A 23318-nucleotide genomic window follows, 5' to 3' on the forward strand; every position below is an offset into this window, starting at 1 on the left:
TGCGCCTGACGGATCTATCAGGCCCCGCCGCGCGTTAGGAAACTGTGCAGGCAATCAACGACTTCATCCTCGCCGCCGCAGGGCAACCCTGGGTGCTCGTCCTCGTTTTTGCCTGCTGCGTGATCGACGGCTTCTTCCCGCCGATCCCGAGCGAATCGGTGGTGGTAGGCCTGGCCGCCGTCGCCGCGACCGCCGGTGTTCCCAATCCCGTCCTCCTGATCGTGACCGCCGCCGCCGGCGCGTTCCTGGGCGACAACCTCGCCTACCTGATCGGCCGCGGCACCGGAACGCAGCGCTGGGCGTGGATGCGCGGCCGCCGGATGCAGCTGGCCTTCGTCTGGGCCGGGCGGGAACTGCGGAAACGTCCGGCGTCGCTGATCCTCGTAGCGCGCTTCGTCCCCATCGGACGGGTGGCCGTTAACCTGACCGCCGGCGCCACGCGCTATCCGCGGGCCAGATTCATGAGCCTGACGGTGCTCTCGGCGCTGCTGTGGGCCAGCTACTCCGTGGGAATCGGCCTGTTCGTCGGCCCGTGGTTCGAGGAAAACCACGTCCTGGGCGCGGCCATCGCGGTCGTCTGCGCAATCGTCCTCGGCATCGCCGTGGACTTCGTCAGCAGCAGGCTGCGCGGCCGCACCCCGGAGGAGGCGATGCCGGCAGAGCCGCTGCCGTCGGTTCCGCCGGCCGAACGGCCGCCTGCCAAACGTCCGCCGTCCGGACCGTAGCGGACCCGGCCCCGCCCGTGGGACACTTAGGAACGATTTGGGTCACGCGCTGGCCGCGGTTCGCCCGGCCTTACCCGTTTGTGACCAAAGGTTCGTTACGGCTTAGTTGTCCGTTCCTATTCATCAAGGAGCACCGCCCGCATGGAGTTCATTAACGAGGCCGTGCTCCATGCCGCTGGCCAGTGGTGGATCTACCCCCTTCTGCTGGCTTTCTTCTTTGTGGACGGCTTCGCGATGGTGGTCCCCAGCGAGACCCTCATCGTTGCCCTTGCGGCGTACTCCCTGCACAGCGGCCAGCCCAACCTCTGGATCCTCGGCCTCACGGCGCTCGTCGGAGCCATTGCGGGCGACAACGTGGCCTACATGCTCGGCAGGACGATCGGCCTTGAGCGGTTCCGCTGGATGCGCAAGCCGAAGGTCCAAAAGGTCTTCGGGTGGGCAAACTACGAACTTGAGAAGCGCGGTGCCGTGCTGATCTTCACGGCCCGGTACATCCCGTGGGGCCGCGTCGCCGTCAACTATGTGGCGGGCACGACGGCGTTTCCGCACCGGCGGTTCTTCTTCCTGGACGCCTTCGCGTGCCTCACGTGGGTCACCTACTCGCTGGGCATCGGCGTCCTGGCCAGTTCCTTCCCGTGGCTGCACCATAACCCGCTGCTCAGCGCGGGGATTGCCGTGGTGTTCGCGATCGTGCTGGGCATCCTGATCGACCACCTCCTGCGCTGGTGGCACCAGCGCCTCGGCCGCAACGACGCCCGGCCGGTCCCGGCCGGCGGAGCGCCCGGCGGGGAGCACGCTCCCCGGGGGCACGCTCCCCGGGGGCACGCTCCCGAGGGGCACGGCGAGGTGCTCGCCGTGCCGCCCACTGAGGCCGGAGCGTCCAGAAAGTAGCTTCCGGCGGCCAGCGACCCTATGGTTGGAACGTGACTGAGACTAATCCTGACGCTGCCCCTGACCTCGACTTCGACCTGAAGGTCCTCCCCAAGGTTTCCCTTCACGACCATCTGGACGGCGGGCTCCGCCCGGCGACCATCATTGAACTTGCCGAGGCCGTCGGCCACACGCTTCCGTCCACCGACCCCGTCGCGCTGGGGGAGTGGTTCCGCGAGTCCGCCGATTCCGGCTCCCTGGTCCGGTACCTGGAGACGTTCGACCACACCATCGCCGTGATGCAGACCAAGGAAGGCCTGTTCCGAGTCGCCAAGGAATTCGTCGAAGACCTCGCTGACGACGGCGTCGTCTACGGCGAAGTGCGCTGGGCCCCCGAACAGCACCTGCAGAAGGGCCTGAGCCTGGACGACGTGGTGGAGGCCGTGCAGGCCGGACTGGAAGCCGGCGTGGACGCCGTCGCCGAAACCGGCCGGGACATCCAGGTCGGCCAGCTCATCACCGCGATGCGGCACGCCGACCGCGGCCAGGAGATCGCCGAACTGGCGGTCCGCCACCGCAACAACGGCGCCGTCGGCTTCGACATCGCCGGCGCCGAGGACGGCTTCCTGCCCTCCCGCTTCAGGGACGCCTTCACCTACCTCGCCCAGCACAACTTCCCGGCCACCGTGCACGCCGGCGAGGCCGCCGGCCTGGACAGCATCCAGTCGGCCCTCGTGGACGGCCGGGCCTTGCGCCTGGGCCACGGTGTGCGGATCGCCGAGGACGTCACCATCGAATTCGAAGAGGACAGCGAGTCTTGGGAGGACGCTGACGGCTCCAGCGTGGAGGTCAGCGACACCATCGGCATGGTGACCCTGGGCGAGCTTGCCAGCTGGGTCCGCGACCGCGGCATCGCCCTGGAGATCTGCCCGTCGTCGAACCTGCAGACCGGCGCCATTGCCGGCTTCGGCGAGGGCATTGAAAGCCACCCGCTGGACATGCTCTACCAGCTCGGCTTCAACGTCACCATCAACACCGACAACCGCCTCATGAGTGGCGTGACGCTCACGGACGAGTTCGAGCTCCTCGTCGAGACCTTCGACTACGACCTCGACGACCTGCTGGAGCTGACGTTGAACGCGGCCGAGGCTGCGTTCCTCCCGCTCGAGGAGAAGGAAGCACTGGTGGAATATATCAACGAGGCCTACTCCGACCTTGGCTAACGAGGACGCGTCACCCATCCAGGGGCCCGCCGGCGAGGTCGCGGAGCTGATTGGGCCCACATCAGCCGGGGTCCCGGGCCGCGCTGGCGAGGTCGCGGAGCTGATTGGGACGATTGCCGCCCTGCGCGAGCACTGCCCCTGGATGGGCGCCCTCACCCACGAATCCCTCGTGGAATACCTCCTCGAGGAGGCGTACGAGGTCGCCGAAACGATCGAGACGGCCGGTGGAGATGCCGAGCTGCAGTCCGAGCTGGGGGACGTCCTGCTCCAGGTGGTCCTGCACGCCAGGCTCGCCGAGGAACGCGGTGCCTTTGACCTGGGCGACGTCGCCGCCGGCCTGACCGCCAAGATGATCCGGCGCAACCCGCACGTGTTCCGGCCCGACGGCTCGCTGCAGGATTCCTTCCCGGCCACGGTGGAGGAGATTGTGCTCAAATGGGATGCCGTCAAGAAGGCCGAAAAACCGGAACGCGGGCACGTCTTCGACGGCGTGCCCGCCGCGCTTCCGGCCCTTGCACGGGCCCAAAAGCTCCTGGACAGGGCTGAACGCGCGAACCCGGCACCGGCCGCCGGCCAAACCGCCGCCGGCACCGCCGCCCGCGTCCCGGCAACCGAGGAGGAACTCGGCGACATGCTGTTCGGGATCGTGGCGGGCGCCCGGGCGGCAGGCCTCGACGCCGAGCGGGCCCTCCGCGGAGCCCTCCGCCGTTTCCAGGACGGCCGCGGCTCCCTGCCACCGGCGCAGTAGCGCCCGGCCCTGTGTCCTCCGGCGTTTGGCGGCGTCAGCAGGATGACGTCCGGGTACTGGATAGGTTTCCGTAACTTATGCCGCTCTCGACTACGCTAGTAGCGACGACGACGTCGGCTTTTCGTACGTGATGTACAGCAAGATTCCCAGCAGTCAGATTCCCTGCAGATCGCTTCACCCAAAGGAGCATATCCATGGCGCTTATCGATGCCATCCACGCCCGCGAGATCCTCGATTCCCGCGGCAACCCGACCGTAGAAGTTGAAGTCCTGCTTTCCGACGGCCAGATCGGCCGCGCGGCAGTTCCCTCGGGCGCCTCCACCGGCGAGCACGAGGCCGTTGAACTCCGCGACGGCGACAAGGGCCGCTACCTCGGCAAGGGCGTCCAGAAGGCAGTCGACGCCGTTATCGACCAGATTGCCCCGGCCCTCATCGGGTTTGACGCGACGGACCAGCGCAGCATCGACCAGGCCATGATCGACCTCGACGGCACGGCCAACAAGTCCAAGCTCGGCGCCAACGCCATCCTCGGCGTGTCCCTCGCGGTCGCCAACGCTGCCGCCGCGTCCGCGGACCTGCCGCTGTACAAGTACCTGGGCGGCCCCAACGCGCACGTCCTGCCGGTGCCGCTGATGAACATCCTCAACGGTGGATCGCACGCCGATTCCGACGTCGACATCCAGGAATTCATGATCGCCCCGATCGGCGCAGAGACCTTCTCCGAAGGCCTGCGCTGGGGCGTCGAGGTCTACCACAACCTCAAGTCCGTCCTGCAGGCCAAGGGCCTCTCCACCGGTCTCGGCGACGAGGGCGGCTTCGCCCCGAACCTGCCCTCCAACCGGGCTGCCCTGGACCTGATCCAGGAAGCCATCAAGAACGCCGGCTACACCCCGGGCAAGGACATCGCCCTGGCCCTGGACGTTGCCTCTTCGGAATTCTTCACCGACGGCGCCTACCAGTTCGAAGGCAAGGCCCTTAGCTCCGCCGAGATGAGCGCCTACTACGCCGAGCTCGTTGCCGACTACCCGCTGGTTTCCATCGAGGATCCGCTGGATGAGAACGACTGGGAAGGCTGGAAGACCCTCACCGACCTGATCGGCGACAAGGTCCAGATCGTAGGCGATGACCTGTTCGTCACGAACCCCGAGCGCCTCCAGACCGGCATCGATTCGCAGACCGCCAACTCGCTGCTCGTGAAGGTCAACCAGATCGGTTCCCTGACCGAGACCCTGGACGCCGTCTCCCTCGCCCAGCGTGCGGGTTACACGACCATCACCTCGCACCGCTCCGGCGAGACCGAGGACACCACCATCGCGGACATCGCCGTTGCCACCAACGCCGGACAGATCAAGACGGGCGCCCCGGCCCGTTCCGAGCGCGTCGCCAAGTACAACCAGCTGCTGCGCATCGAAGAAGAACTCGATGACGCCGCACGGTACGCCGGACGCAGCGCGTTCCCGCGTTTCAAAGGCTAGTTAGCCGCGAAAACCGCTGACCGGTGGCTATGGTTGAAAGACCATGGCCACCGGTTCTGTTTTTGGTCCGCTTTTGAAGGAGTGACATGGCTACCCGACGCCCCAATGTTCCCCGGGCTACGCCCGCGGCCCCGAAGACTGACGCCGTCAGGCCTGCGGCCGGAGGCTTGGGGACAGCCGTCGACGGCGGCGACGTCATCCAAGCGGACTTCGGCGGCCCCCGCGGCGGCGCCGCTCCGGCGCCCGCCACCTCCGCCAACACGCCGCGCGGCACGTCGGGGGCAGCACCCGCAGCGGGCCGCGCCGCAGCCGGTTCAGCCTCAAACGCCCCAGCCTCCAACCACTCTGCCCCGAAGCCCACAGCCGCGAGCAGCCGGGGACCGGCAACGCCCTCCGGAACCCGGCCCGCCGCCGGGAAGCCCGACGGGAAAGCGGGTGGCGGTGCACCGCGCAAGGCCGGCGCAGCGGACCCTGACGAAACCCTCGACCCCGTACCGGCCAAGGCGTTCTCGGGCCGGCTGCTTGCCCTCGGCGTCGTCATGATTGCCATCACCATCCTGCTCGCGCCGACGGTCAAGATCTTCCTCGACAAACGCGCCGAAATCGCGGCGCTGCAGGCCGACTTGGCGGCTAAGCAGGCGAAGCAGGAAGACCTCAAGCGCCAGGTGTCGCGGTGGCAGGACCCCAACTACGTCAAGCAGCAGGCCCGCGACCGCATTAACATGGTTATGCCCGGAGAGACGGGCTACTGGGTCTTCGGCAGCGATCTTCCTGCAGCGCAGTCCAGTGGCACAGCGGGTTCAGCATCAGCACAAGACCCGGCCAACCTGCCCTGGGTGGACTCCCTCTGGGAATCCATCAGGCGGTCGGCAACAGACTAGAAGCGGCGCCCGCCGCCGGTTGTCCCGCGGACAGCCTAAGAACAGGGCAGGAAGGTGCCACCCCCGTGGACCAGAACCGAGCGGACGAGACCCGAGCGAACCAGACGGGCGCGCAGGCAGCGCAGCCCCCGGCGTCCCTGCACGGGGCAGGCGCTCCGGAGGCCTCCCGGCAGCCGTCGCCGCACGACCTCGAGGTCCTCAGCCGCCAACTGGGCCGGCCGGTGCGGGACGTCGTCGAAATCCCGGCCCGCTGCATCTGCGGAAACCCGCTGGTGGCCGCCACCTCACCGAGGCTGAGCAACGGTACGCCGTTCCCCACCACGTTTTACCTCACCCATCCGGTGATCACGTCCGCCGTGTCGCGGCTGGAGGCCGCCGGGCTGATGAACGAGATGAACGGCCGGCTCGAGGACGATGTGCTCCTGGCGGGGCGTTACCGCGCCGCCCACGAGGCCTATCTGGCCTCCCGTGCCGCGATCGGCGCCCGGTCCGGGATCGGCGCCGTTCCGGAAATCGACGGCATTTCGGCCGGCGGAATGCCGACCCGCGTCAAGTGCCTGCACGTCCTCGTGGGCCACTCGCTGGCCGCCGGTCCGGGCGTGAACCCGCTCGGCGACGAGGCGATCGCCGCTATCGCCGAATGGTGGACGGCCGACCGCTGCTACTGCGACGGCGCCTGGGACACCGGGGGAGAGGTCCCTTCCCGTGACCTCAGCCGCCACGGACCGCAGGGCCTGCCGGAGATCGTGGGCCGGCCCGCACCCGTCCGCAAGTCCCGCACGGCAGATAATCCCGCCGGCGACGCCACCGCCTCCGGCACCACGGACGCCACCGCCGCCGACGACGCGGGGGAGTCCAAATGACCCGGGTCGCGGCCGTCGACTGCGGCACCAACTCCATCCGCCTGCTGATCGCAGATGTCAGTGCAGACGTGAACCCCGGCTTGGGCGACCACAGCGCACCGCGGCTCACCGACGTCGTGCGGGAAATGCGCGTGGTGCGGCTGGGGCAGGGTGTGGACTCCACTGGTGAACTCGCCCAGGAAGCGCTCGACCGCACCTTCGCGGCCACCAGGGACTACGCCGCCCTCATCCGCGAACACGGCGCCGAGAGGGTACGCTTCGTGGCCACCTCCGCCACCCGTGATGCCAGCAACCGGCAGGTCTTCGTCGACGGCATCCGCGACATCCTCGGCGTCGAGCCCGAGGTGATCACCGGGGACGAGGAAGCCGCGTTGTCATTCGCCGGTGCGAGCAGTGTCCTGCCCTCCCGCGGGGACAGCCCCGTCCTGGTGGTGGATCTAGGCGGCGGCAGCACGGAGTTCGTGCTCGGCAACGCCGGCGGCGTCATCGCCGCCCGGTCGGTCGACGTCGGCTGCGTCCGGATGACCGAACGGCACCTGCGCAGCGACCCGCCCACCCCGGAGCAGATCGCGGCGGCAGAGGCCGACGTCGATGCCGCCATCAGCGAGGCGGCACAAACCGTACCGCTGGAACGCGCCACCGTCGTCGTCGGCGTGGCCGGCTCTGTCACCACCATCACGGCGCATGCGCTGCGCCTGCCGGAGTATTCGCCGGCCGCAATCCACGGCACCGAGCTGGACCTGGACGAGGTCCGGAAGGCGTGCACCGAGTTGCTCGAAATGACCAGGGAGGACCGGGCCGCTCTGCCGTTCATGCACCCCGGGCGGGTGGACGTGATCGGCGCCGGCGGCCTCGTGTGGCGGAGGGTGCTGCAGCGTCTGGCCGACGTCACTGCCGGGCGCATTGCGACTGCCGTAACGTCCGAACACGATATTCTTGACGGAATTGCCCTCAGCATCAGCTGAATCTGCCCCGCAGCTGGATACCAGCCGTTGCGAACCGAGAGAGTGCCTGTGCCGCTGGCGCATCCGCCGATAGGACCTGAATGACCAGAGCAACAGCCCGGCGCCGCCGGACCGCCTCCGCGTTGACGGCCTTGGCCCTTGCCGGCGGCATGGCCACGGCGGCGCTGACTGTGGCCGCACCCGCCCACGCTGATTCCTGGCGGGACAAGGAATACTGGCTTGCCGAATCCGGCATCACCAAAGCCTGGCAGGTATCCAAGGGCGCCGGGGTCAAAGTCGCCGTGATTGATAGCGGCGTGGACGGCAGGCACCCGGACCTGGCGGGCGTGCTCACCGGGGGAGCCGACATCTCCGGCGCCGGCAGTGCCAACGGCCAGCAGGGCATCGGCGCCAAACCCGAGCACGGAACCCTGGTTGCCACCATGCTCGCCGGGCGCGGACATCAGCCCCCCAAGGCCACGGCCAAACCGGGTGCCAAAGCGACTGCCAAACCGAGTGCCAGCGCCACACCCAGCGCCGCCCCTGGCGCCGCCGTTGGCCCTGACGGAATCGTCGGCGTTGCCCCTGAGGCCGAGCTGCTGTCCGTCTCCACCTGGCTCGGGTCCGCCAACCCCGGCGGCAAAAGCGACCAGGACCAGATCCCTGAGGCGGTGCGCTGGGCCGTCGACAACGGCGCCCGCGTCATCAACATCTCGCTCGGCAGCACGTCGCCGGAATGGCCCCAGAGCTGGGACGCGGCCTTCCTCTACGCCGAGCAGAAAGACGTCGTGATCGTCGCCGCTGCTGGCAACCGCGTGGGCGGCAACGTCCAGGTCGGCGCACCGGCCACGATTCCCGGTGTGCTGACGGTCGCGGGCCTGGACCGCGCAGGAACTGCCAGCGTCGACGCATCGTCCCAGGGCATCAGCATCGGCGTTGCCGCCCCCGCCGAGGACCTGGTCGGCGGCACCCCCGCCGGCGGCTACGCGGAGTGGGCGGGCACCTCCGGTGCCACCCCGATCGTGGCAGGCGTCGCCGCCCTCATTCGGTCCAAATGGCCCGAGATGTCCGCAAGCCAGGTCATCAACAGGATTGTCAGCACGGCCAAGGACGCGGGGGTGCCGGGCAAGGATCCGCTCTACGGGTTCGGGGTGCTCGACGCCGAGGCCGCCTTGAAGGCCGACGTTCCGGAGTCGAAGGTCAACCCGCTGGGGTCGATTTCGGAGTGGATCCGGGTCCACCGGCGCGGAAACCTGGCCGCAACGGCTCCTGCCGCGGCGCCCGCGCCCTCCAGCGCGGCGCCCACGCTGCCGGAGCCGACCGTGCCGGTGGCCGAGAAGCCGTCCCAGCTGGACAGCGCTGTGCCGGCCATGGTTGTCCTGGGCTTCGGCTGCCTGTTCGTTGGCATCCTGGTGGCCGCGGCCCTCCAGCTGCGCGCCGCCATGCGGAAGCCGCCAGGAGACGGACCCGCCGGACCTCCGGAGGCCGGACCAGGGGCCGTCGATTCGGTGGACGCCGGCAGCCCGTCATAGTTAGTGAAGGTTTTCACAAACTACGGTATTCTTGACGCATGGCATCCTCCCTTCAGCTCCAGGACCGTCCCCGGGTACTCGTCGTCGGCGGCGGGTACGTCGGCCTGTATGTAGCCCTCAAATTGCAGAAAAAGATCGCGAATGCCGGTGGCATCGTCACCCTCGTCGATCCGCTGCCCTACATGACCTACCAGCCCTTCCTGCCCGAAGTTGCCGGCGGCAACATCGAGGCGCGCCACGCGGTCGTCTCGCACCGTCAGCACCTGAAGCAGACGGAACTTATCCAGGGCCGCGTCACCTCGATCGACCACGCCAACCGCACGGCAGTGGTGGCCCCCTCCGACGGCGGCGACAACTTCGAGGTTCCTTACTTCGACGTCGTCCTGGCCGCCGGCGCCATCACCCGCACGTTCCCGATCAAGGGCCTCGCGGAGAAGGGCATCGGCCTGAAGACCATCGAAGAGGCCGTCGCCCTGCGCAACGGCGTCCTTGAGCGCATCGAGACCGGCTCCCTCATGACCGACCCCGTCGAGCGTGCCCGCGCCCTGACATTCGTCGTCGTAGGCGGCGGCTTCGCCGGCATCGAGTGCATCACCGAGATGGAAGACCTCGCCCGCGCCGCGGTCAAGAACAACCCGCGCGTCAAGCAGGAGGAAGTCCGCTTCGTCCTGGTCGAGGCCATGGGGCGCATCATGCCCGAGGTCACCGCGAAGCAGGCCGAATGGGTCGTCGAGCACCTCCGCAGCCGCGGCATCGAGGTCCTGCTGAACACCTCCCTCGACAACGCCGAGGGCTCCCTGAAGCTCATCAACCTGCCGGACAAGTCGTTGGCCCAGGAATTCGAGTCTGACACCCTGGTCTGGACTGCCGGTGTGCAGGCCAACCCGATGGTCCGCTCCACCGACTTCCCGCTCGAGCCGCGCGGACGCGTCCGCGTCCTGGCCGACCTGCGCATCGCAGGCGACGAGGGCATCATCGAGAACGCCTGGGCTGCCGGCGACGTCGCAGCCGTTCCCGACCTCACCGGCAGCGGCCTCCCGGACGGCACCTGCGTGCCGAACGCCCAGCACGCCCTTCGCCAGGCCAAGCGCCTGGCCAAGAACCTGTGGGCTTCCCGCTGGGACAAGCCGCTCAAGGACTACAAGCACAAGAACCTGGGCGCCGTCGCCGGCTTCGGCCAATGGAAGGGCGTCGCAAACATCAACCTGATCGGGCGCATCGGCCTCAAGGGCCCGCTGGCCTGGCTGGCGCACCGCGGCTACCACGGCCTGGCCATGCCCACCGTGGAGCGCAAGCTCCGCGTGATCTCCGGCTGGCTGTGGTCCTTCTTCCTGGGCCGCGACACCACGCAGCTGATGGACCTGGACAACCCGCGCGGCGCTTTCGTGGCCGCGGCGACTCCGGCCCCGAAGCCGGCCGCTGCCCCGGAAGCTGCCAAGCCCGAGGCCAAGGCCGATCCCCAGACAGCGACCAAGGAATCGGTTTCGGCCGACGCCAAGTAACTCCTGCCAGGTAGCTGGCGGTTGCCCTACGACGGCGGCTGTTCCCCTCCGGGGGAGCGGCCGCCGTCGTTTTTGGCTGCCTCCCGCCGTTTCGTCCCCGCCGCTCGCCCCTAGACTGGCTGGATGACCGGTGAAAAAGACCTCCACACGCTTCTGGCAACCATGCATCCCGTGCGCCGCGACGGCGAGTTCGTCTACGTCCTGTGGCCGCACGGCAAAGCGCTGACCGGCGGAATCATGGCCGCCGTCCGCGAAGCCGAGGGGCTGACCGTGGTGATGCCACGGGCCGACGCGGACGACGCCGGGCTGCCCTATGACTTTGTGGGGGCCTGGATAACCCTCGAAGTCCATTCCTCGCTCGAAGCCGTGGGCCTGACGGCCGCCGTGGGCGCCGCCCTGACCGAGGCGAAGATCAGCTGCAACGTCCTGGCCGGCTTCCACCACGACCACCTGCTGGTGCCGGTGGCCGATGCCGACCGGGCGCTGGAGGTCCTCCATGAGCTGGCGCTGCACGAACTGGACCAGGACAGCGGCCGGGAGCACCCCGCCCCGGTCCTTCGGCTGCGCACCGAACAGCCGGAGGACCGCGCCGCCATCCTGGCTCTCACCGCAGCGGCCTTCGCCGTCTCCCCGGTGACCGGCCTGCCCGTGGACGGCGAGCCGGAGGAAGTCGAACTGCTCCGGCGGATCTTCGACAGTGCGGAGTACCTGCCTGAGTTCAGCATCGTCGCGGAGCTCGACGGCGAGATCGTGGGGCACGTGATCAGCACCCGGGGATGGGTGGGGGAGCTGGAGCTGCTCGGTCTCGGGCCGATCGCGGTGGTCCCGCGGCTGCAGCGCCACAGTATCGGCACCGCGCTCATGAACGAGACCGTGGCCCGCGCCAACGCCGCGGGGGAGCGGGGGATCGCCCTGCTCGGCAGCCCCGATTACTATTCCCGCTTCGGCTTCGTGCCGTCCACCTCGCTCGGCGTGGCACCGCCGGAGCCGGGCTGGGGCGCGCACTTCCAGCTCCTTCCGCTGGCCGTGTGGCCCGGGGGCGTCAGCGGCACCTTCCGATACGCCCACGGCTTTACGGACTGATCCGGTCCACGACGGGATACCATTGACCGGGCGCCCCAGTAGCCCAATTGGCAGAGGCAGCGGACTTAAAATCCGCGTGTTGTGGGTTCGAGTCCCACCTGGGGCACAAGAGACAGGCCCCCCGCCAACGCGGGTCCTCGTGGCGGCTCCCGCAGCCGCTACCCCCGCACAGTAAAGAGCACAGTAAAGATCACAGCAAAGAAGCGCCCCACCCGTCATTGGGTGGGGCGCTTCCTGCATTCGGATGCGAGTGGGAGTTGACCCGTCCCCCGATTCGTTGCCTCGGGCCACTTCCGCTCCAAGGCTAGTTCTCGGGGAACCCGATGGCAACGGATTGCGTTTGACTTGCGCATTTCGCCAACATATGCTCAGTCAGTTCGTCCGGTACCCCCCAAGCCGGAGAGCCACCAAAAGACACCCCCGCATTGCTGGCCGCCCCCGGCCCGTGCGGGGGTGTTTTTTCGTGCCATCATGGGGCCACGCCGCCGTTCGGGGGCTGCCGGGACCGCCCGGATTTCCTCTATGCAACGAGTGTTATAAGGATGTGACCGTAGTCACTTATTTTCACGCCGGAATTGCACTAGCTTGAAGGGAATCAGGAACACCTGATCTTTCGCGTCAAAGGCCGTTCGCACCTTTAGATCGAGGAGCTTGTACATGACTTCACTCCCCCAGGTTGCGCCCCGCATCGCTAAGCTGACAGCGCTTAGCATCGGTGTCGCCCTTCTGGCTACGGCTTGTGGTGGTTCGTCCACCCCGAGCTCGACGGGCTCCAGCTCAGCCGCGGCCGCCGGCATCGCTTGCCCGGCACCGAGCGCCACGAGCGCCGCTACCTCCGCCGCAACTCAGAGCGGGGCCGTTCCCCCCTCAGCTACCACCACTTCAACGCCCCTGAAGATCGGCTCGCTCCTGCCGACGACGGGTTCCCTCGCCTTCCTGGGCCCGCCCGAAATTGCCGGTGTAAACCTCGGCATCAAGGAAGTCAATGATGCCGGCGGCGTCCTGGGCAAGCCCGTCCAGGTCATCCACCGTGACTCCGGCGACACCAAGACCGATATTGCCACCCAGTCCACGACTGCACTGCTCGGCCAGGGCGTCAGTGCGATCATCGGTGCCGCATCCTCGGGCGTATCCAAGACCGTGATCAACCAGATCACCGGCGCCGGCGTGGTCCAGTTCTCCCCGGCCAATACGTCCCCGGACTTCACCACGTGGGATGACAAGGGCCTCTACTGGCGCACCGCCCCCTCGGACGTGCTCCAGGGCAAGGTCCTCGGCAACTACATGGCTACCTGCGGCGCGCAGACCCTGGGCATGATCGTCCTCAACGACGCTTACGGTACCGGCCTCGCGAAGAACGTCCAGTCCGCCTTTGAAGCAGCCGGCGGCAAGGTTGTTGCCCAGGAGCTCTTCAATGAGGGCGATTCCCAGTTCAGCAGCCAGGTGGACAAGGTCCTCGCGGCCAAGCCGGACGCCATTGCCCTGATCAGCTTTGACCAGGCGAAGAGCATCGTCCCGCTCATGACGGGCAAGGGCGTCAAGCCGACCCAGATCTTCATGGTGGACGGCAACATGTCCGACTACAGCAAGGACTTCCAGCCGGGTACCCTCAAGGGCGCCCAGGGCACCATCCCGGGCACCTTCGCCAACGATGCCTTCAAGAAGCAGCTGCTGGCAATTGATCCGGCGCTGAAGGATTTCAGCTACGCAGGCGAGTCCTACGATGCAGTGAACCTCATCGCACTGGCGGCCGAGGAAGCGAAGAGCACCAAGGGCGTGGACATTGCGGCGCACCTGAAGGATGTTTCTGAAGGCGGGGAGAAGTGCAACTCCTTCCCGACCTGCGTCACCCTGCTCCGGAACGGTAAGGACATCGACTACGACGGCCAGTCCGGTCCGGTCACGTTCTCCGACGCCGGCGACCCCACGGAAGCCTACATCGGCATCTACCAGTACCAGGATGACAACACCTACAAGCCCGTCAAGGCAGAATTCGGCAAGCTGTAAGCCGCATCCCGCCTAACGCCGAAGACCCCCGTCCTGAGGACGGGGGTCTTTTGCTGCCTCAGAGGCGCGTGGCGGCTCACCTGCACCCCGGCGTCACGCACGGCAGGCGGTGGGTTGCGAGCGGGCTGCCCGACGGCGGAAATCCGGCCTCGTGCAGCAAGGAGCCCGTCCATAAACCTGCGCCGCGTGACTCCGTCGTGGTTCTGTCGGGGGCGGCCGGTGAGGCATGCGCTGCGGCTGCCGGGTGACGCCAGGCACGCGGCTGCGCAGGCGCACGGAGGGCGCTGGGCTGTGGGCGCGCACGGGACTCCGCCGGGCACGCAAAGGGGCCGCCACCGGCTGGTGACGGCCCCTGCGGGGGATGCTGCCCGAAGCGCTAATCGACGGTGTCTGCGAGCGTCCCTAGGTAGAGCTGGATGACCTTGGGATCCTTCATGAGTTCCCGGCCGGTGCCCGTGTATGCATCCTTGCCCTGGTCCAGCACGTAGCCGCGGTCGCAGATCTGCAGGCAGCGGCGGGCGTTCTGCTCGACCATGATCACCGAGACGCCGGCCCGGTTGATCTCGTGGACGCGCAGGAACGTCTCGTCCTGCTTGACCGGGGAGAGGCCTGCCGACGGCTCGTCGAGCAGGAGCACGGCCGGGTCCATCATGAGCGCCCGTCCCATGGCCACCATCTGGCGTTCGCCGCCGGAGAGCGAGCCGGCCCGCTGGGCACGCCGCTTGCCGAGCTCCGGGAACAGCTCGGTAACGAAATCAAACCGCTTGGCGAAGTCCTTGGGCCGCTGGAACATGCCCATCTGGAGGTTTTCCTCGATGGTCAGGGCGGCGAAGACGTTGTTGTTCTGCGGCACGAAGCCGACGCCCCGGCTGACCAGCTTGTTGGCCTTGAGCCCGGTGATGTCCTGCCCGCGGACCACTACCGAGCCGGAGTGGACCTTGACCAGGCCGAACATGGCCTTCAGCAGCGTGGACTTGCCGGCGCCATTGGGGCCGATGATGCCGATCAGCTCACCCTTCCGGGCCTCGATGCTGCAGCCGTTGAGGATGTTGACGCCGGGGATGTACCCGGCCACCAGGTCGGTGACCTTGACGACCGAGTCGCCCTCGAAGGCGGGCTGGGCGGCAGGTGCCGCGCTGGTGGCGCTCATTCTGTGTCCTTCTCTGTGCGGTTCGGCTCTCCCGTGCTGTCGGGCTGTTCACCGAGGGGTGGCTCCTCGGCGCTGCGGCGGCCGTGCGCCGTTCCCTTCGCCTCCGCCTCGGCAGCCTCCGTGGCGAGGACGTCGGCGGAGATGATGCCGGCGTTTTCGGTGCCGACGATTGACTCGTCGTCGGCGACCAGCTCGGCGGCCAGTTCCTTGATGCCTTCCGCATCGCCGAGGTCGACGTCGTGGTGGGCACCGAGGTAGGCGTCGATCACGGCGGGGTTCTTCATGACCTCGGAGGGAGGGCCTTCGGCAACGATCTTGCCCTCGGCCATCACGACGACCCAGTCGGCAATGTGCCGGACCATGTGCATGTCGTGCTCCACGAACAGGACGGTCATGCCTTCGGCCTTGAGGTTCTTGATGTGATCCAGCAGCGACTGTGTCAGGGCAGGGTTCACGCCGGCCATCGGCTCATCGAGCATCACGAGCTTGGGCCGGACCATGAGGGAACGGGCCATTTCCAGCAGCTTTCGCTGGCCGCCGGAGAGCGACGCAGCGTAGTCGTCCTTCTTTGCATCGAGCTTGAACTTCTCCAGCAGCACGTTGGCTTCCTGGGTGATCTTCTTTTCCTGCCCGCCCCAGATGCCCTTGAACAGGGCCTTGGACAGCCGCTCGCCGGACTGGTTGGAGGCGCCCAGGCGCATGTTCTCCATGACCGTGAGCTTGCCCATGACCTTGGTGAGCTGGAAGGTGCGGACCATTCCCATCCGGGCCACCTTGTAGGAGGAGACGCCGGCGAGGCTCTGGCCTTCGAACTGCCAGCTGCCCGAATTTGGGGTGTCGAATCCGGTGAGCAGGTTGAACAAGGTGGTCTTGCCGGCACCGTTGGGGCCGATCAGGGCCGTGATCTTGTGTCGCGGGATCTCGAGGTACTGAACGTCGACGGCGTTGATGCCGCCGAAGCTGCGGGTGACGTTTTCCGCCACGACGATCGGATCACGCTTCTTGCAGCCGGGCGCGATTTCCCCGGCCGCGATCGGACGGGTGTCCGTCATGTAGTCGATTTCTTCCGACGTGCGGGGTTCGCCGCGCGGCGCTTCGCTTGGAATGCTCATGCGAATGCCAGCTCCTTCTTATTGCCGAGGACGCCCTGGGGCCTGAAGATCATCAGCAGCATGAGCGCCACGCCGACCAGGATGTAACGCAGTTGCCCGGCCTGGACCGTGTTCAGCCACGTGATGGTGCCGGACTCGATCAGGCCGTAGAGGATGCCCTGGGTGAGGGAGAGGACCACCCAGAAGATCATGGCGCCGACCACCGGGCCGAGCACGGTGCCGAGACCGCCCAGCAGCAGACAGGTGTAGAGGAAAAAGGTCAGTTCCGTGCCGTAGTTGGCCGGCTGAACCGCGCCGCGGGGGATCGTGAAGATCATGCCCGCCAAGGCGCCGAGCGCGCCGCCGATGATGAGGGCCTGCATCTTGTAGGCGTACACGTTCTTGCCGAGTGAGCGAACGGCGTTCTCGTCCTCGCGGATGCCCTTGAGGACACGGCCCCAGGGGCTGCGCATCAGCAGCCAGACCAGGGTGCAGAACACGGCAACGACTGCCCAGGCGACTACCCGGATGAAGAAGTCGCGGTTGTTCATGCCGATGTAGGTCCCCGGCGGGAAGGGGTTCATGGCGTAGAAATCGCCTTCGAAGGCCGCCAGGCCGTTGGCCGAGCCGGTGACCGCGGTCAGCTGGTTGGTCGTGACGATGTAGCGCACGATTTCAGCCGCAGCGATGGTCACGATGGCCAGGTAGTCCGCCCTCAGACGCAGCGTCGGGATGCCCAGCAGCAGTGCGAAGATGGCGGAACAGACGACGGCGATGAGCAGTCCGACGAAGAACGGCACATGGAACGTCAGGGTGGAGATGGCGAAGCCGTAGGCTCCCACCGCCATGAAACCGGCCTGGCCGAAGTTGAGCAGGCCGGCATAGCCGAAGTGAACCGCGAGGCCGAGGGTGGCGAGGGCGTAGGCAGCCGTCGTCGGGCTGAAAAGTTCGCCGGCGGCGCTGGAAAGAATGAATCCGAAGTCCATGGCTGTCTCCTAACCCACGCGCTCGCGGCGGCCCAGAATGCCCTGAGGCCGGAACAAAAGGACAACGATCATGATGAACAACGCTCCCACGTATTTGAGGTCGGCTGCGAGGCCGAACACGGTGGTCAGCTCAACGAAGATGCCGACGATGATGGAACCGACCAGGGCGCCCCAGACTGTGCCGAGGCCGCCCAGGGTGACGCTGGCGAAGATGAGTAGCAGGATCTGCGAGCCCATGTCGAACGTGACTCCGGGCCGGTAGTAGGCCCAGAGGATGCCGCCGAGTGAGGCGAGCATGCCGCCGACCACCCATACGATCCGGATGACGGAGTCGACGTCGATGCCGGAGGCCGCCGCCAGGGCGGGGTTGTCGGCCACCGCGCGGGTGGCTTTGCCCAGCCGGGTCTTGAGCAGAACGACGCCGAGGGCCGCGATCACAATGGCGCTGATCAGGAGGGACCAAAGGTTGTTGGGGGAGATCGAGACCGGGCCGATCAGGATTTCCGCGCTCTGGGCAAACGGCAGCTGCTGGGTGGCGCCGCCGAAGTAGAACTGGATGACGTAGCGGACGGCCAAGGCGAGGCCGATGCTGACGATCATCATGGGAACAAGCCCGGTGCCGCGGCGCCGCAGCGGCTTCCACAGTCCCGCGTCCTGGACGTAGCCGAACAATCCGCCGCCGATAATGGCCAGGATGATGGCCAGCCAGAAAGGCAGGTGCATGGCGTTGAAGGCGAAGACCAGGACGGCGCCCAGCGTGACCATTTCACCGTGGGCGAAGTTCGTCAGGCCGGTGGTGCCGAAGATCAGCGACAGGCCCACGGCCGCTAGGGCGAGCAGCAGGCCGAAGCTCAAGCCGGCCACCAGCCGGTTGAGCAGATCCTGCCCGAAGTTCTCCTGCGCCACGACGATGCCCTTGCCAAAGGCAAAGATCACCGACAGGTTTGAGGTTTGGCTGAACGTGACCTTGCGGGGGTTTTCCTGGCCCTCGGCGAGCTTGATGCCCTTCGGAAGCGTGGACTCATCGAGTTTGACCTCGTAAGTCCCCTGGGTGGGGACGCCAATGTTCCAGGCGCCATTGGCTTCCGACTTTGTGGTTCCCGTGAAGGTGCCGTTCGTGGCAGTGACCGTCACCCCGGGAATCGGCGCGCGGTCGTCGCCGCGCAGGAAACCGCTGATGCTGTTCGTGAACTCGCTGGCCGCCGGGGACGGGGTCGGCGAGGGGGTGGCGGCGCTGGACGCCGGGGCAACGATGAGCAATAGCGCAGCTATGGTGGCGCATACAGACCCCACCGCCCTCAGTAGTCTGCCGCGTCGTCTCTGCGACAGGCCGCTCGTTGTGCTTCTCAAATTGAAAACCTCCACATGGGGGTGCTGTGGGTTGCGCCTTTGCAACCGTTGCGAACGGTCAGGAGACGAACGCCTCGCGAAGCAGTGAATTGCTGCACCGCATCGCTTGTGATGTCCGTCACCCTGTGTGGCCTATGCTACAGCCCGGACGGCCTAAAGAATGCCGCTCCGAGCAGGCAGAACGTCGCGATCGGGTAACGACCGTGTAGTCGGGCCGACACCTTGGTTTAGTCCGGCTAAAGAAAACTTTTGTTGATCTCGAGCATGCCTAAACAGTGGCCGGTCCGGACTCCGGCGCTTCCGGCCCCTCCGGGGCCGCCGGCCGCCACTCTGGGGCCCGGTGCCGTCCGCTGCGGCCAGGAGCGGACGGCCCGGTTCCAAGCTTTTTCCAAGTCCGCTGGCGTTATGGTGCGATGAGCGACGTGCCGATGTGCGCGGGCGGAGGCCGGAACTGCCATCCAGGCCCCCGTCCGGAACGCCGGCCCCGGACCTGAGGCCCGGGACCGCGTCCGCCGCCTAATGCAAGGGCCGATCTCGGAGGGCCGACCAATGAAGCGGGTGGTCAAGCTGGGCCTCGCTGGCTCGCTGGTGCTGGCGATCCTCGCCGTTCCGGCGCTCAGCCTGGGCCCCGAAACAGCCGGGGCACAGGCCTGCGTGCCGTCCGCCGGGTCACTCCTGGACCCGTATCCCGGCACCACGGCGGCAGCCTCCAGCTTCGAATCGGGCGCCGTGGACGGCTTCGGCGTCTTCACCTCCGGGACAGGGACGGTCTCCGTGTCCGCGGCGCAGGCGCACTCCGGAAACTGCGCCGCCCTCCTGCACACCACAGCGACGGCCGGCTCCCTCGCCAAGATGACGGCGGACCTGCCCCCCGGAGCCACGGACGTGTACGCGGACGGCTGGTTCAACATCGCCGGCGAAGGAAAGGCCGGGAACAACGTTCCCTACTTCCGGTTCTTCGCGGGCCGCGTCCGTGTCATGGATGTGTTCCGGCAAAACATCACCCATGAGCTGGTACTCCGGACGTCGACACCGGCAGGGTTCACCTACACCACCCTGCGCCAGGAAGTCCCCACTGACACCTGGCACCGGCTGGTTCTGCACGTGGTCCCCAACGGTCCCGAGACGAACGTCCAAATCTGGTGGGACGGGCGCTCCGTCTACGTGGGCACGGTCAGTATTGCGGCCACTACCGTGGACGCGGTGCAGCTGGGTTCCGAACACGACCAGCAAATGGCCGACATCTACGTCGACGACGTCATCATCAACAGCGGAACCGGACAGCCGGGGCCGGTTCCCGGGTCCCTTCCGGCGCCAAGGGGCAATCCGTCAAAGCCGCTCAACGACTTTCGGGGCGACGGCCAACCGGCCGTGCTCGCCGTCGGCGGCCGCGCCAGCCGTGGCGGCCCCGCAGGCCGTCGCCCGGTGCGAACCTGACCGGCCCGGCGAACCCCCTCCAGGTCACGGTTCGGTTGCGGAGGTTTGGGCGGGGAACTATCCCTCCCCGCCAGCCGTGGGACTTGGTAGCGTGACTGTATAGTCCGCGTTGACTTGTCTGATTTCAGTTCATCCGCTTCGCACCGGATCATCACCCACCCCCTTTATCTTGGAGGACACCCGCAATGGCACCTGGCGGAAACCCGATCTTCAGCGGAAAGAATTTCCGCGAAGCCACCCAGGCACCGGCTGCCCCGCAGGCGCGCTACGGCCAGAACCCCTACGGCCAGGCCCCCTACGGCCAGGCCCCGCCGGTCATGACCCAGGAACAGCTCCAGGACCTGTACAACCGGCCGGCAGCCGGGCCAGCCGACATCGGCCGGATGACGTACGACGACGTCATCGTCAAGACTGCCGGGTGCCTCGGTGTCCTGGTTCTCGGCGCCGCGATGGCGCTCGCTGTCCCGCAGGGCACCGGGTCCATGCTGATGATCCTCGGAGCGCTGGGCGGCTTTGCCCTCGCCATGGTCAACACGTTCAAGAAGCAGCCGTCCCCGGCGCTCATCCTGGCCTACGCGCTGCTTGAAGGGTTCTTCCTCGGCGGCCTGACCCGGATCCTCGACAACCTGTTCCCCGGGGTCGGCATCCAGGCCGTCGTCGGGACCCTGTCCGTCTTCGCCGTCACGCTGGTCCTGTTCAAGAGCGGCAAGGTCCGGGCCACGCCCAAGGTCATGCGGTTCTTCATGGTCGCCCTGATCGGCTATGCCGTGTTCGCGCTCGTCAACCTCGTCATGATGTGGACCGGGGCCGTGACAACACCGTTCGGCCTGAGCACCAGCGTGCACATCTTCGGCATCCCGCTCGGCGTCTTCATCGGCGTGCTGGCGATCGGCCTGGCCGCCTTCTCGCTCATCATGGACTTCACGTCCATCGAGGCGGCCATCAGCGCCGGAGCCCCGCAGCGGTTCTCCTGGACCGCGGCGTTCGGCCTCACCGTCACGCTCGTGTGGCTCTACGTCGAGATCATCCGCCTGCTGGCCATCCTCCGCGGCGAGGACTGACAGGGCCGCACCTGCATGCCTGGCTTAGAGGAGCCCCGCCAACCGGCGGGGCTCCTGCCTTTTCCGGTAGTTCCCGGCGGTGGAGACGACGGCTGCTTCTGCCCTGCGCCCCGGTGGCGCCCTGGCTATGCCAACCGCATGGCCCCCGCCGCCGGGCGCACACTGAAGATCTCCGGCGCGGCGAACCCGGCCCGCGCGAAAGACCGTTCGACGGCGGACCGCACCTGCTCCGCCGACCCCGCCGGCGCCAGGGCGATCGCTGAGCCGCCAAAGCCGCCGCCGGTCATCCGGGCGCCGATCGCGCCAGCCGACCGCGCCGAGTCAACGGCAAGGTCCAGCTCGGCGCAGGAAATCTCGAAGTCGTCCCGCATCGAGGCGTGGGAGGCGTCCAACAGGGGGCCGATGGCGGCCGGGCCCAGGGTGTCCAGCAGCTCCACGGTCTGCAGCACCCGGCTGTTCTCGGTGACCACGTGGCGGACGCGCCGGAACGTCTCCGCGTCGAGGAGCCCACTGGCCTCCTCGAGGTCCTCCAGCCCGACGTCGCGCAGGGCAGGCACGCCGAGCACGTCGGCGGCGAGTTCGCACGATTCCCGCCTCGCGGCATATGCGCCGTCGGCGTGGGAATGCGAGACCTTGGTGTCGATGACCAGGAGCACCAGGCCTGCGGCGCCGGTGTCGAAAGGCACGTGGCGGACGCTCTGGTCCCGGCAGTCGAGGAAGACGGCATGGCCGGCCGTGCCGCGGAGCGAGGCGGACTGGTCCATGATCCCGGTGGGCGCGCCGACGAAGTCGTTTTCCGCCCGCTGGGTGGCCAGCACCATGTCCTGGGCGGACAGGCCGGCGCCCGTGAGCTCGTTGAGTGCCAAAATCACGGCGCATTCGATGGCGTGCGAGGAGGACAGGCCGGCGCCGCGCGGGACATCGGAATCCAGCAGCAGGTCCACCCCGGGAACCGGGAGGTCCTGCTGCTGCAGCGCCCAGATGACGCCGAGCGGGTACTTCGTCCAGCCCCGGGCGCCAGCGCGGGCCAGCGAGCCGGTGTCCGCCGTCGTCAGCCCCTGGTTCCCGAACGTGGAAAGCATCCGCACGGTCGAATCGGGCCGGACCCTGATGGCCACCCGGGCCGCCCGGTCGATGGCGAACGGCAGGACGAAGCCCTCGTTGTAGTCGGTGTGCTCGCCAATGAGGTTGACGCGCCCCGGGGCCCGCCACACGCCGTCGGGCCGGGCGCCGAAAACGGCCCCAAACCGCTCCGCGAGCCGGCCGGCGTCCAGGGACGGGATCATGGGTTGCCACCTGCGCTGCTGGAAGTCATGGGTCCAAGGTATACGGCTTCGCGGGGTTGTTTGTGTGGTGCGGGCTGTACCGTGGTCACCATGGATCTCACAGCCACACCTTCTGCAGCCGGCCCTGACGACAGCATGCGGCGCTACGCCTCGGGGCGGCAGTACGAGCTGCGGCGCGGGGATGCCCTGGCCGTCGTGACCGAACTCGCCGCCGGCCTGCGGCTCTACAGCCGCGGCGGCACGGCCCTGACGGAGAGCTATGGTGACGCTGACATCCCGCCCGGCGCCACCGGGATCACCTTGGCGCCCTGGGCCAACCGGGTGGAAGACGGCGTCTGGTACCTCAATGGCAAGAAGCTCCAGCTCGACATCACCGAGGTCTCCCGCAACAACGCCAGCCACGGGCTGCTGCGGAACTCTTCCTACGAACTCGTGGACGAGGACGAATACTCCGTCACCCTGGAGGCGGCCGTATTTCCGCAGCACGGCTACCCGTTCCTGCTGCGGCACCGGGTCCGGTACGAACTCGCCGAGGACCTGGGGCTGGTGGTGCGCCAGACCCTGATCAACGACGCCCAAGAGCCGGCGCCGTTCGTGCTCGGCGCGCACCCGTACCTGCGGCTCGGTGACGTGCCCAGCGAGGAGCTCACGGTGAGCGTGGACGCCCGGACCCGGCTTGTCGCCGACGACCGGCTCATTCCGCGCGGTACCGAACCGGTCGGCGGCGATTTCGATCTCCGCGGGGGCCGGCTGGTGGGGACCTTGAATCTTGATTCGGCCTATACGGACCTAAAGTTCGACGGCGGCGTGGCCCGGCACACGCTGCGGTCACCGGACGGGCGGACCGTCAGCCTCTGGCAGGACGAGAGCTGCGGCTACGTCCATGTCTTCGTGACCACCGAGTTCCCGGGCCGGGCGAAGGCTGTCGCGATCGAGCCGATGACCGGGCCGGCCAATGCGTTCAACAGCGGCGAGGGACTGCGCTGGCTCGCGCCGGGGGAGCAGTTCTCCATGACCTGGGGCATCGCCTCCTCGCTCGCGGTCACGGCGGCCTGACCCGGCCGGCCTGACCCGGCCCGGCCGGGCGCGCTGGCCGGAGCCGGT

General features: G+C 67.7%; 20 protein-coding genes and 1 tRNA gene. 16 read left to right on the forward strand and 5 right to left on the reverse strand.

Features of this window, described 5'->3' with window-relative positions; all coding sequences use genetic code 11:
- The first annotated feature begins 44 nt into the window (after window positions 1-44).
- The 13 genes from AB4Y72_RS02660 to AB4Y72_RS02720 all read left to right on the forward strand — a co-directional run bounded on the left by AB4Y72_RS02660 (window position 45) and on the right by AB4Y72_RS02720 (window position 13853).
- Entirely contained in the window at window positions 45-725 is a 681-nt protein-coding gene (locus tag AB4Y72_RS02660) for a DedA family protein (RefSeq protein ID WP_441424628.1), read from the forward strand.
- Window positions 726-866: 141 nt separating this feature from the next.
- The gene (locus tag AB4Y72_RS02665; protein WP_441424629.1) at window positions 867-1616 is read left to right on the forward strand and encodes a DedA family protein; all 750 of its coding nucleotides are present in this window, start codon (window positions 867-869) and stop codon (window positions 1614-1616) included.
- 32 nt (window positions 1617-1648) lie between these two features.
- On the forward strand, window positions 1649-2818 hold the full coding sequence (locus AB4Y72_RS02670) for an adenosine deaminase (protein ID WP_441424630.1): 1170 nt from the start codon (window positions 1649-1651) through the stop codon (window positions 2816-2818).
- Window positions 2819-2960: 142 nt separating this feature from the next.
- Window positions 2961-3566, forward strand: a complete 606-nt coding sequence (locus tag AB4Y72_RS02675; protein ID WP_441424942.1) for a MazG nucleotide pyrophosphohydrolase domain-containing protein — start codon at window positions 2961-2963, stop codon at window positions 3564-3566.
- Window positions 3567-3760: 194 nt separating this feature from the next.
- Window positions 3761-5041 carry a phosphopyruvate hydratase gene (gene eno / locus AB4Y72_RS02680; protein WP_441424631.1) on the forward strand — a complete coding sequence of 427 codons (1281 nt, stop codon included), beginning with the start codon at window positions 3761-3763 and terminating at the stop codon, window positions 5039-5041.
- A gap of 86 nt (window positions 5042-5127) precedes the next feature.
- Entirely contained in the window at window positions 5128-5922 is a 795-nt protein-coding gene (locus AB4Y72_RS02685) for a septum formation initiator family protein (RefSeq protein ID WP_441424632.1), read from the forward strand.
- 137 nt (window positions 5923-6059) lie between these two features.
- Entirely contained in the window at window positions 6060-6785 is a 726-nt protein-coding gene (locus tag AB4Y72_RS02690) for a DUF501 domain-containing protein (protein WP_441424943.1), read from the forward strand.
- Window positions 6782-7750 carry a Ppx/GppA phosphatase family protein gene (locus AB4Y72_RS02695; RefSeq protein ID WP_441424633.1) on the forward strand — a complete coding sequence of 323 codons (969 nt, stop codon included), beginning with the start codon at window positions 6782-6784 and terminating at the stop codon, window positions 7748-7750. The genes AB4Y72_RS02690 and AB4Y72_RS02695 overlap by 4 nt, the downstream gene beginning before the upstream one ends.
- An 80-nt stretch (window positions 7751-7830) precedes the next feature.
- Window positions 7831-9261 (forward strand): S8 family serine peptidase, encoded by a 1431-nt coding sequence (locus AB4Y72_RS02700; RefSeq protein WP_441424634.1) that lies wholly within the window; start codon window positions 7831-7833, stop codon window positions 9259-9261.
- 38 nt (window positions 9262-9299) lie between these two features.
- Complete coding sequence (locus AB4Y72_RS02705) at window positions 9300-10763, forward strand: NAD(P)/FAD-dependent oxidoreductase (RefSeq protein ID WP_441424635.1); 1464 nt, start codon at window positions 9300-9302, stop codon at window positions 10761-10763.
- 123 nt (window positions 10764-10886) lie between these two features.
- Window positions 10887-11846, forward strand: coding sequence for an N-acetyltransferase (locus tag AB4Y72_RS02710; protein ID WP_441424636.1), 960 nt, complete (start codon window positions 10887-10889; stop codon window positions 11844-11846).
- A 32-nt stretch (window positions 11847-11878) separates the two neighbouring features.
- A tRNA-Leu gene (locus tag AB4Y72_RS02715) sits at window positions 11879-11952 on the forward strand.
- Between the two features lie 551 nt (window positions 11953-12503).
- Window positions 12504-13853, forward strand: coding sequence for an ABC transporter substrate-binding protein (locus AB4Y72_RS02720; protein ID WP_441424637.1), 1350 nt, complete (start codon window positions 12504-12506; stop codon window positions 13851-13853).
- 376 nt (window positions 13854-14229) lie between these two features.
- On the opposite strand, the gene AB4Y72_RS02725 is transcribed toward AB4Y72_RS02720, so the two are convergent.
- The 4 genes from AB4Y72_RS02725 to AB4Y72_RS02740 are packed head-to-tail and all read right to left on the reverse strand — an operon-like array spanning window position 14230 to window position 18373.
- The gene (locus AB4Y72_RS02725) at window positions 14230-15003 is read right to left on the reverse strand and encodes an ABC transporter ATP-binding protein (protein WP_441424638.1); all 774 of its coding nucleotides are present in this window, start codon (window positions 15001-15003) and stop codon (window positions 14230-14232) included.
- Window positions 15000-16115 carry an ABC transporter ATP-binding protein gene (locus AB4Y72_RS02730; RefSeq protein ID WP_441424639.1) on the reverse strand — a complete coding sequence of 372 codons (1116 nt, stop codon included), beginning with the start codon at window positions 16113-16115 and terminating at the stop codon, window positions 15000-15002. The genes AB4Y72_RS02725 and AB4Y72_RS02730 overlap by 4 nt, the downstream gene beginning before the upstream one ends.
- Window positions 16112-17080 carry a branched-chain amino acid ABC transporter permease gene (locus tag AB4Y72_RS02735; RefSeq protein ID WP_441424640.1) on the reverse strand — a complete coding sequence of 323 codons (969 nt, stop codon included), beginning with the start codon at window positions 17078-17080 and terminating at the stop codon, window positions 16112-16114. The genes AB4Y72_RS02730 and AB4Y72_RS02735 overlap by 4 nt, the downstream gene beginning before the upstream one ends.
- A 9-nt stretch (window positions 17081-17089) precedes the next feature.
- Window positions 17090-18373, reverse strand: coding sequence for a branched-chain amino acid ABC transporter permease (locus AB4Y72_RS02740; RefSeq protein ID WP_441424641.1), 1284 nt, complete (start codon window positions 18371-18373; stop codon window positions 17090-17092).
- A gap of 606 nt (window positions 18374-18979) precedes the next feature.
- Between AB4Y72_RS02740 and AB4Y72_RS02745 the strand changes: the two genes are divergently transcribed.
- Complete coding sequence (locus AB4Y72_RS02745; RefSeq protein ID WP_441424642.1) at window positions 18980-19867, forward strand: hypothetical protein; 888 nt, start codon at window positions 18980-18982, stop codon at window positions 19865-19867.
- 185 nt (window positions 19868-20052) lie between these two features.
- A complete protein-coding gene (locus AB4Y72_RS02750; protein WP_441424643.1) occupies window positions 20053-20928 on the forward strand; it encodes a Bax inhibitor-1/YccA family protein in 876 nt (291 codons plus the stop codon).
- A gap of 125 nt (window positions 20929-21053) precedes the next feature.
- On the opposite strand, the gene galK is transcribed toward AB4Y72_RS02750, so the two are convergent.
- The gene (gene galK, locus AB4Y72_RS02755) at window positions 21054-22214 is read right to left on the reverse strand and encodes a galactokinase (protein WP_441424644.1); all 1161 of its coding nucleotides are present in this window, start codon (window positions 22212-22214) and stop codon (window positions 21054-21056) included.
- A gap of 90 nt (window positions 22215-22304) precedes the next feature.
- On the opposite strand from galK, the gene AB4Y72_RS02760 reads away from it, so the two are divergent.
- A complete protein-coding gene (locus AB4Y72_RS02760; RefSeq protein WP_441424645.1) occupies window positions 22305-23270 on the forward strand; it encodes an aldose 1-epimerase family protein in 966 nt (321 codons plus the stop codon).
- Window positions 23271-23318 lie beyond the last annotated feature (48 nt).

Origin of the sequence: Arthrobacter sp. YAF34 (assembly GCF_052113245.1) — a bacterium.
Taxonomy (GTDB): Bacteria; Actinomycetota; Actinomycetes; order Actinomycetales; family Micrococcaceae; genus Arthrobacter.

What these genes read in the sequence shown, in the direction of transcription:
- AB4Y72_RS02700 (WP_441424634.1), top strand. Translation starts at nt 7,831, where the DNA reads ATGACCAGAGCAACAGCCCGGCGCCGCCGGACCGCCTCCGCGTTGACG.
- AB4Y72_RS02725 (WP_441424638.1), bottom strand. Translation starts at nt 15,003, where the DNA reads ATGAGCGCCACCAGCGCGGCACCTGCCGCCCAGCCCGCCTTCGAGGGC.
- AB4Y72_RS02695 (WP_441424633.1), top strand. Translation starts at nt 6,782, where the DNA reads ATGACCCGGGTCGCGGCCGTCGACTGCGGCACCAACTCCATCCGCCTG.
- AB4Y72_RS02705 (WP_441424635.1), top strand. Translation starts at nt 9,300, where the DNA reads ATGGCATCCTCCCTTCAGCTCCAGGACCGTCCCCGGGTACTCGTCGTC.
- AB4Y72_RS02760 (WP_441424645.1), top strand. Translation starts at nt 22,305, where the DNA reads ATGGATCTCACAGCCACACCTTCTGCAGCCGGCCCTGACGACAGCATG.
- AB4Y72_RS02675 (WP_441424942.1), top strand. Translation starts at nt 2,961, where the DNA reads ATGGGCGCCCTCACCCACGAATCCCTCGTGGAATACCTCCTCGAGGAG.
- AB4Y72_RS02750 (WP_441424643.1), top strand. Translation starts at nt 20,053, where the DNA reads ATGGCACCTGGCGGAAACCCGATCTTCAGCGGAAAGAATTTCCGCGAA.
- AB4Y72_RS02685 (WP_441424632.1), top strand. Translation starts at nt 5,128, where the DNA reads ATGGCTACCCGACGCCCCAATGTTCCCCGGGCTACGCCCGCGGCCCCG.
- AB4Y72_RS02730 (WP_441424639.1), bottom strand. Translation starts at nt 16,115, where the DNA reads ATGAGCATTCCAAGCGAAGCGCCGCGCGGCGAACCCCGCACGTCGGAA.
- AB4Y72_RS02735 (WP_441424640.1), bottom strand. Translation starts at nt 17,080, where the DNA reads ATGGACTTCGGATTCATTCTTTCCAGCGCCGCCGGCGAACTTTTCAGC.
- AB4Y72_RS02745 (WP_441424642.1), top strand. Translation starts at nt 18,980, where the DNA reads ATGAAGCGGGTGGTCAAGCTGGGCCTCGCTGGCTCGCTGGTGCTGGCG.
- galK (WP_441424644.1), bottom strand. Translation starts at nt 22,214, where the DNA reads ATGATCCCGTCCCTGGACGCCGGCCGGCTCGCGGAGCGGTTTGGGGCC.
- AB4Y72_RS02665 (WP_441424629.1), top strand. Translation starts at nt 867, where the DNA reads ATGGAGTTCATTAACGAGGCCGTGCTCCATGCCGCTGGCCAGTGGTGG.
- AB4Y72_RS02720 (WP_441424637.1), top strand. Translation starts at nt 12,504, where the DNA reads ATGACTTCACTCCCCCAGGTTGCGCCCCGCATCGCTAAGCTGACAGCG.
- eno (WP_441424631.1), top strand. Translation starts at nt 3,761, where the DNA reads ATGGCGCTTATCGATGCCATCCACGCCCGCGAGATCCTCGATTCCCGC.
- AB4Y72_RS02710 (WP_441424636.1), top strand. Translation starts at nt 10,887, where the DNA reads ATGACCGGTGAAAAAGACCTCCACACGCTTCTGGCAACCATGCATCCC.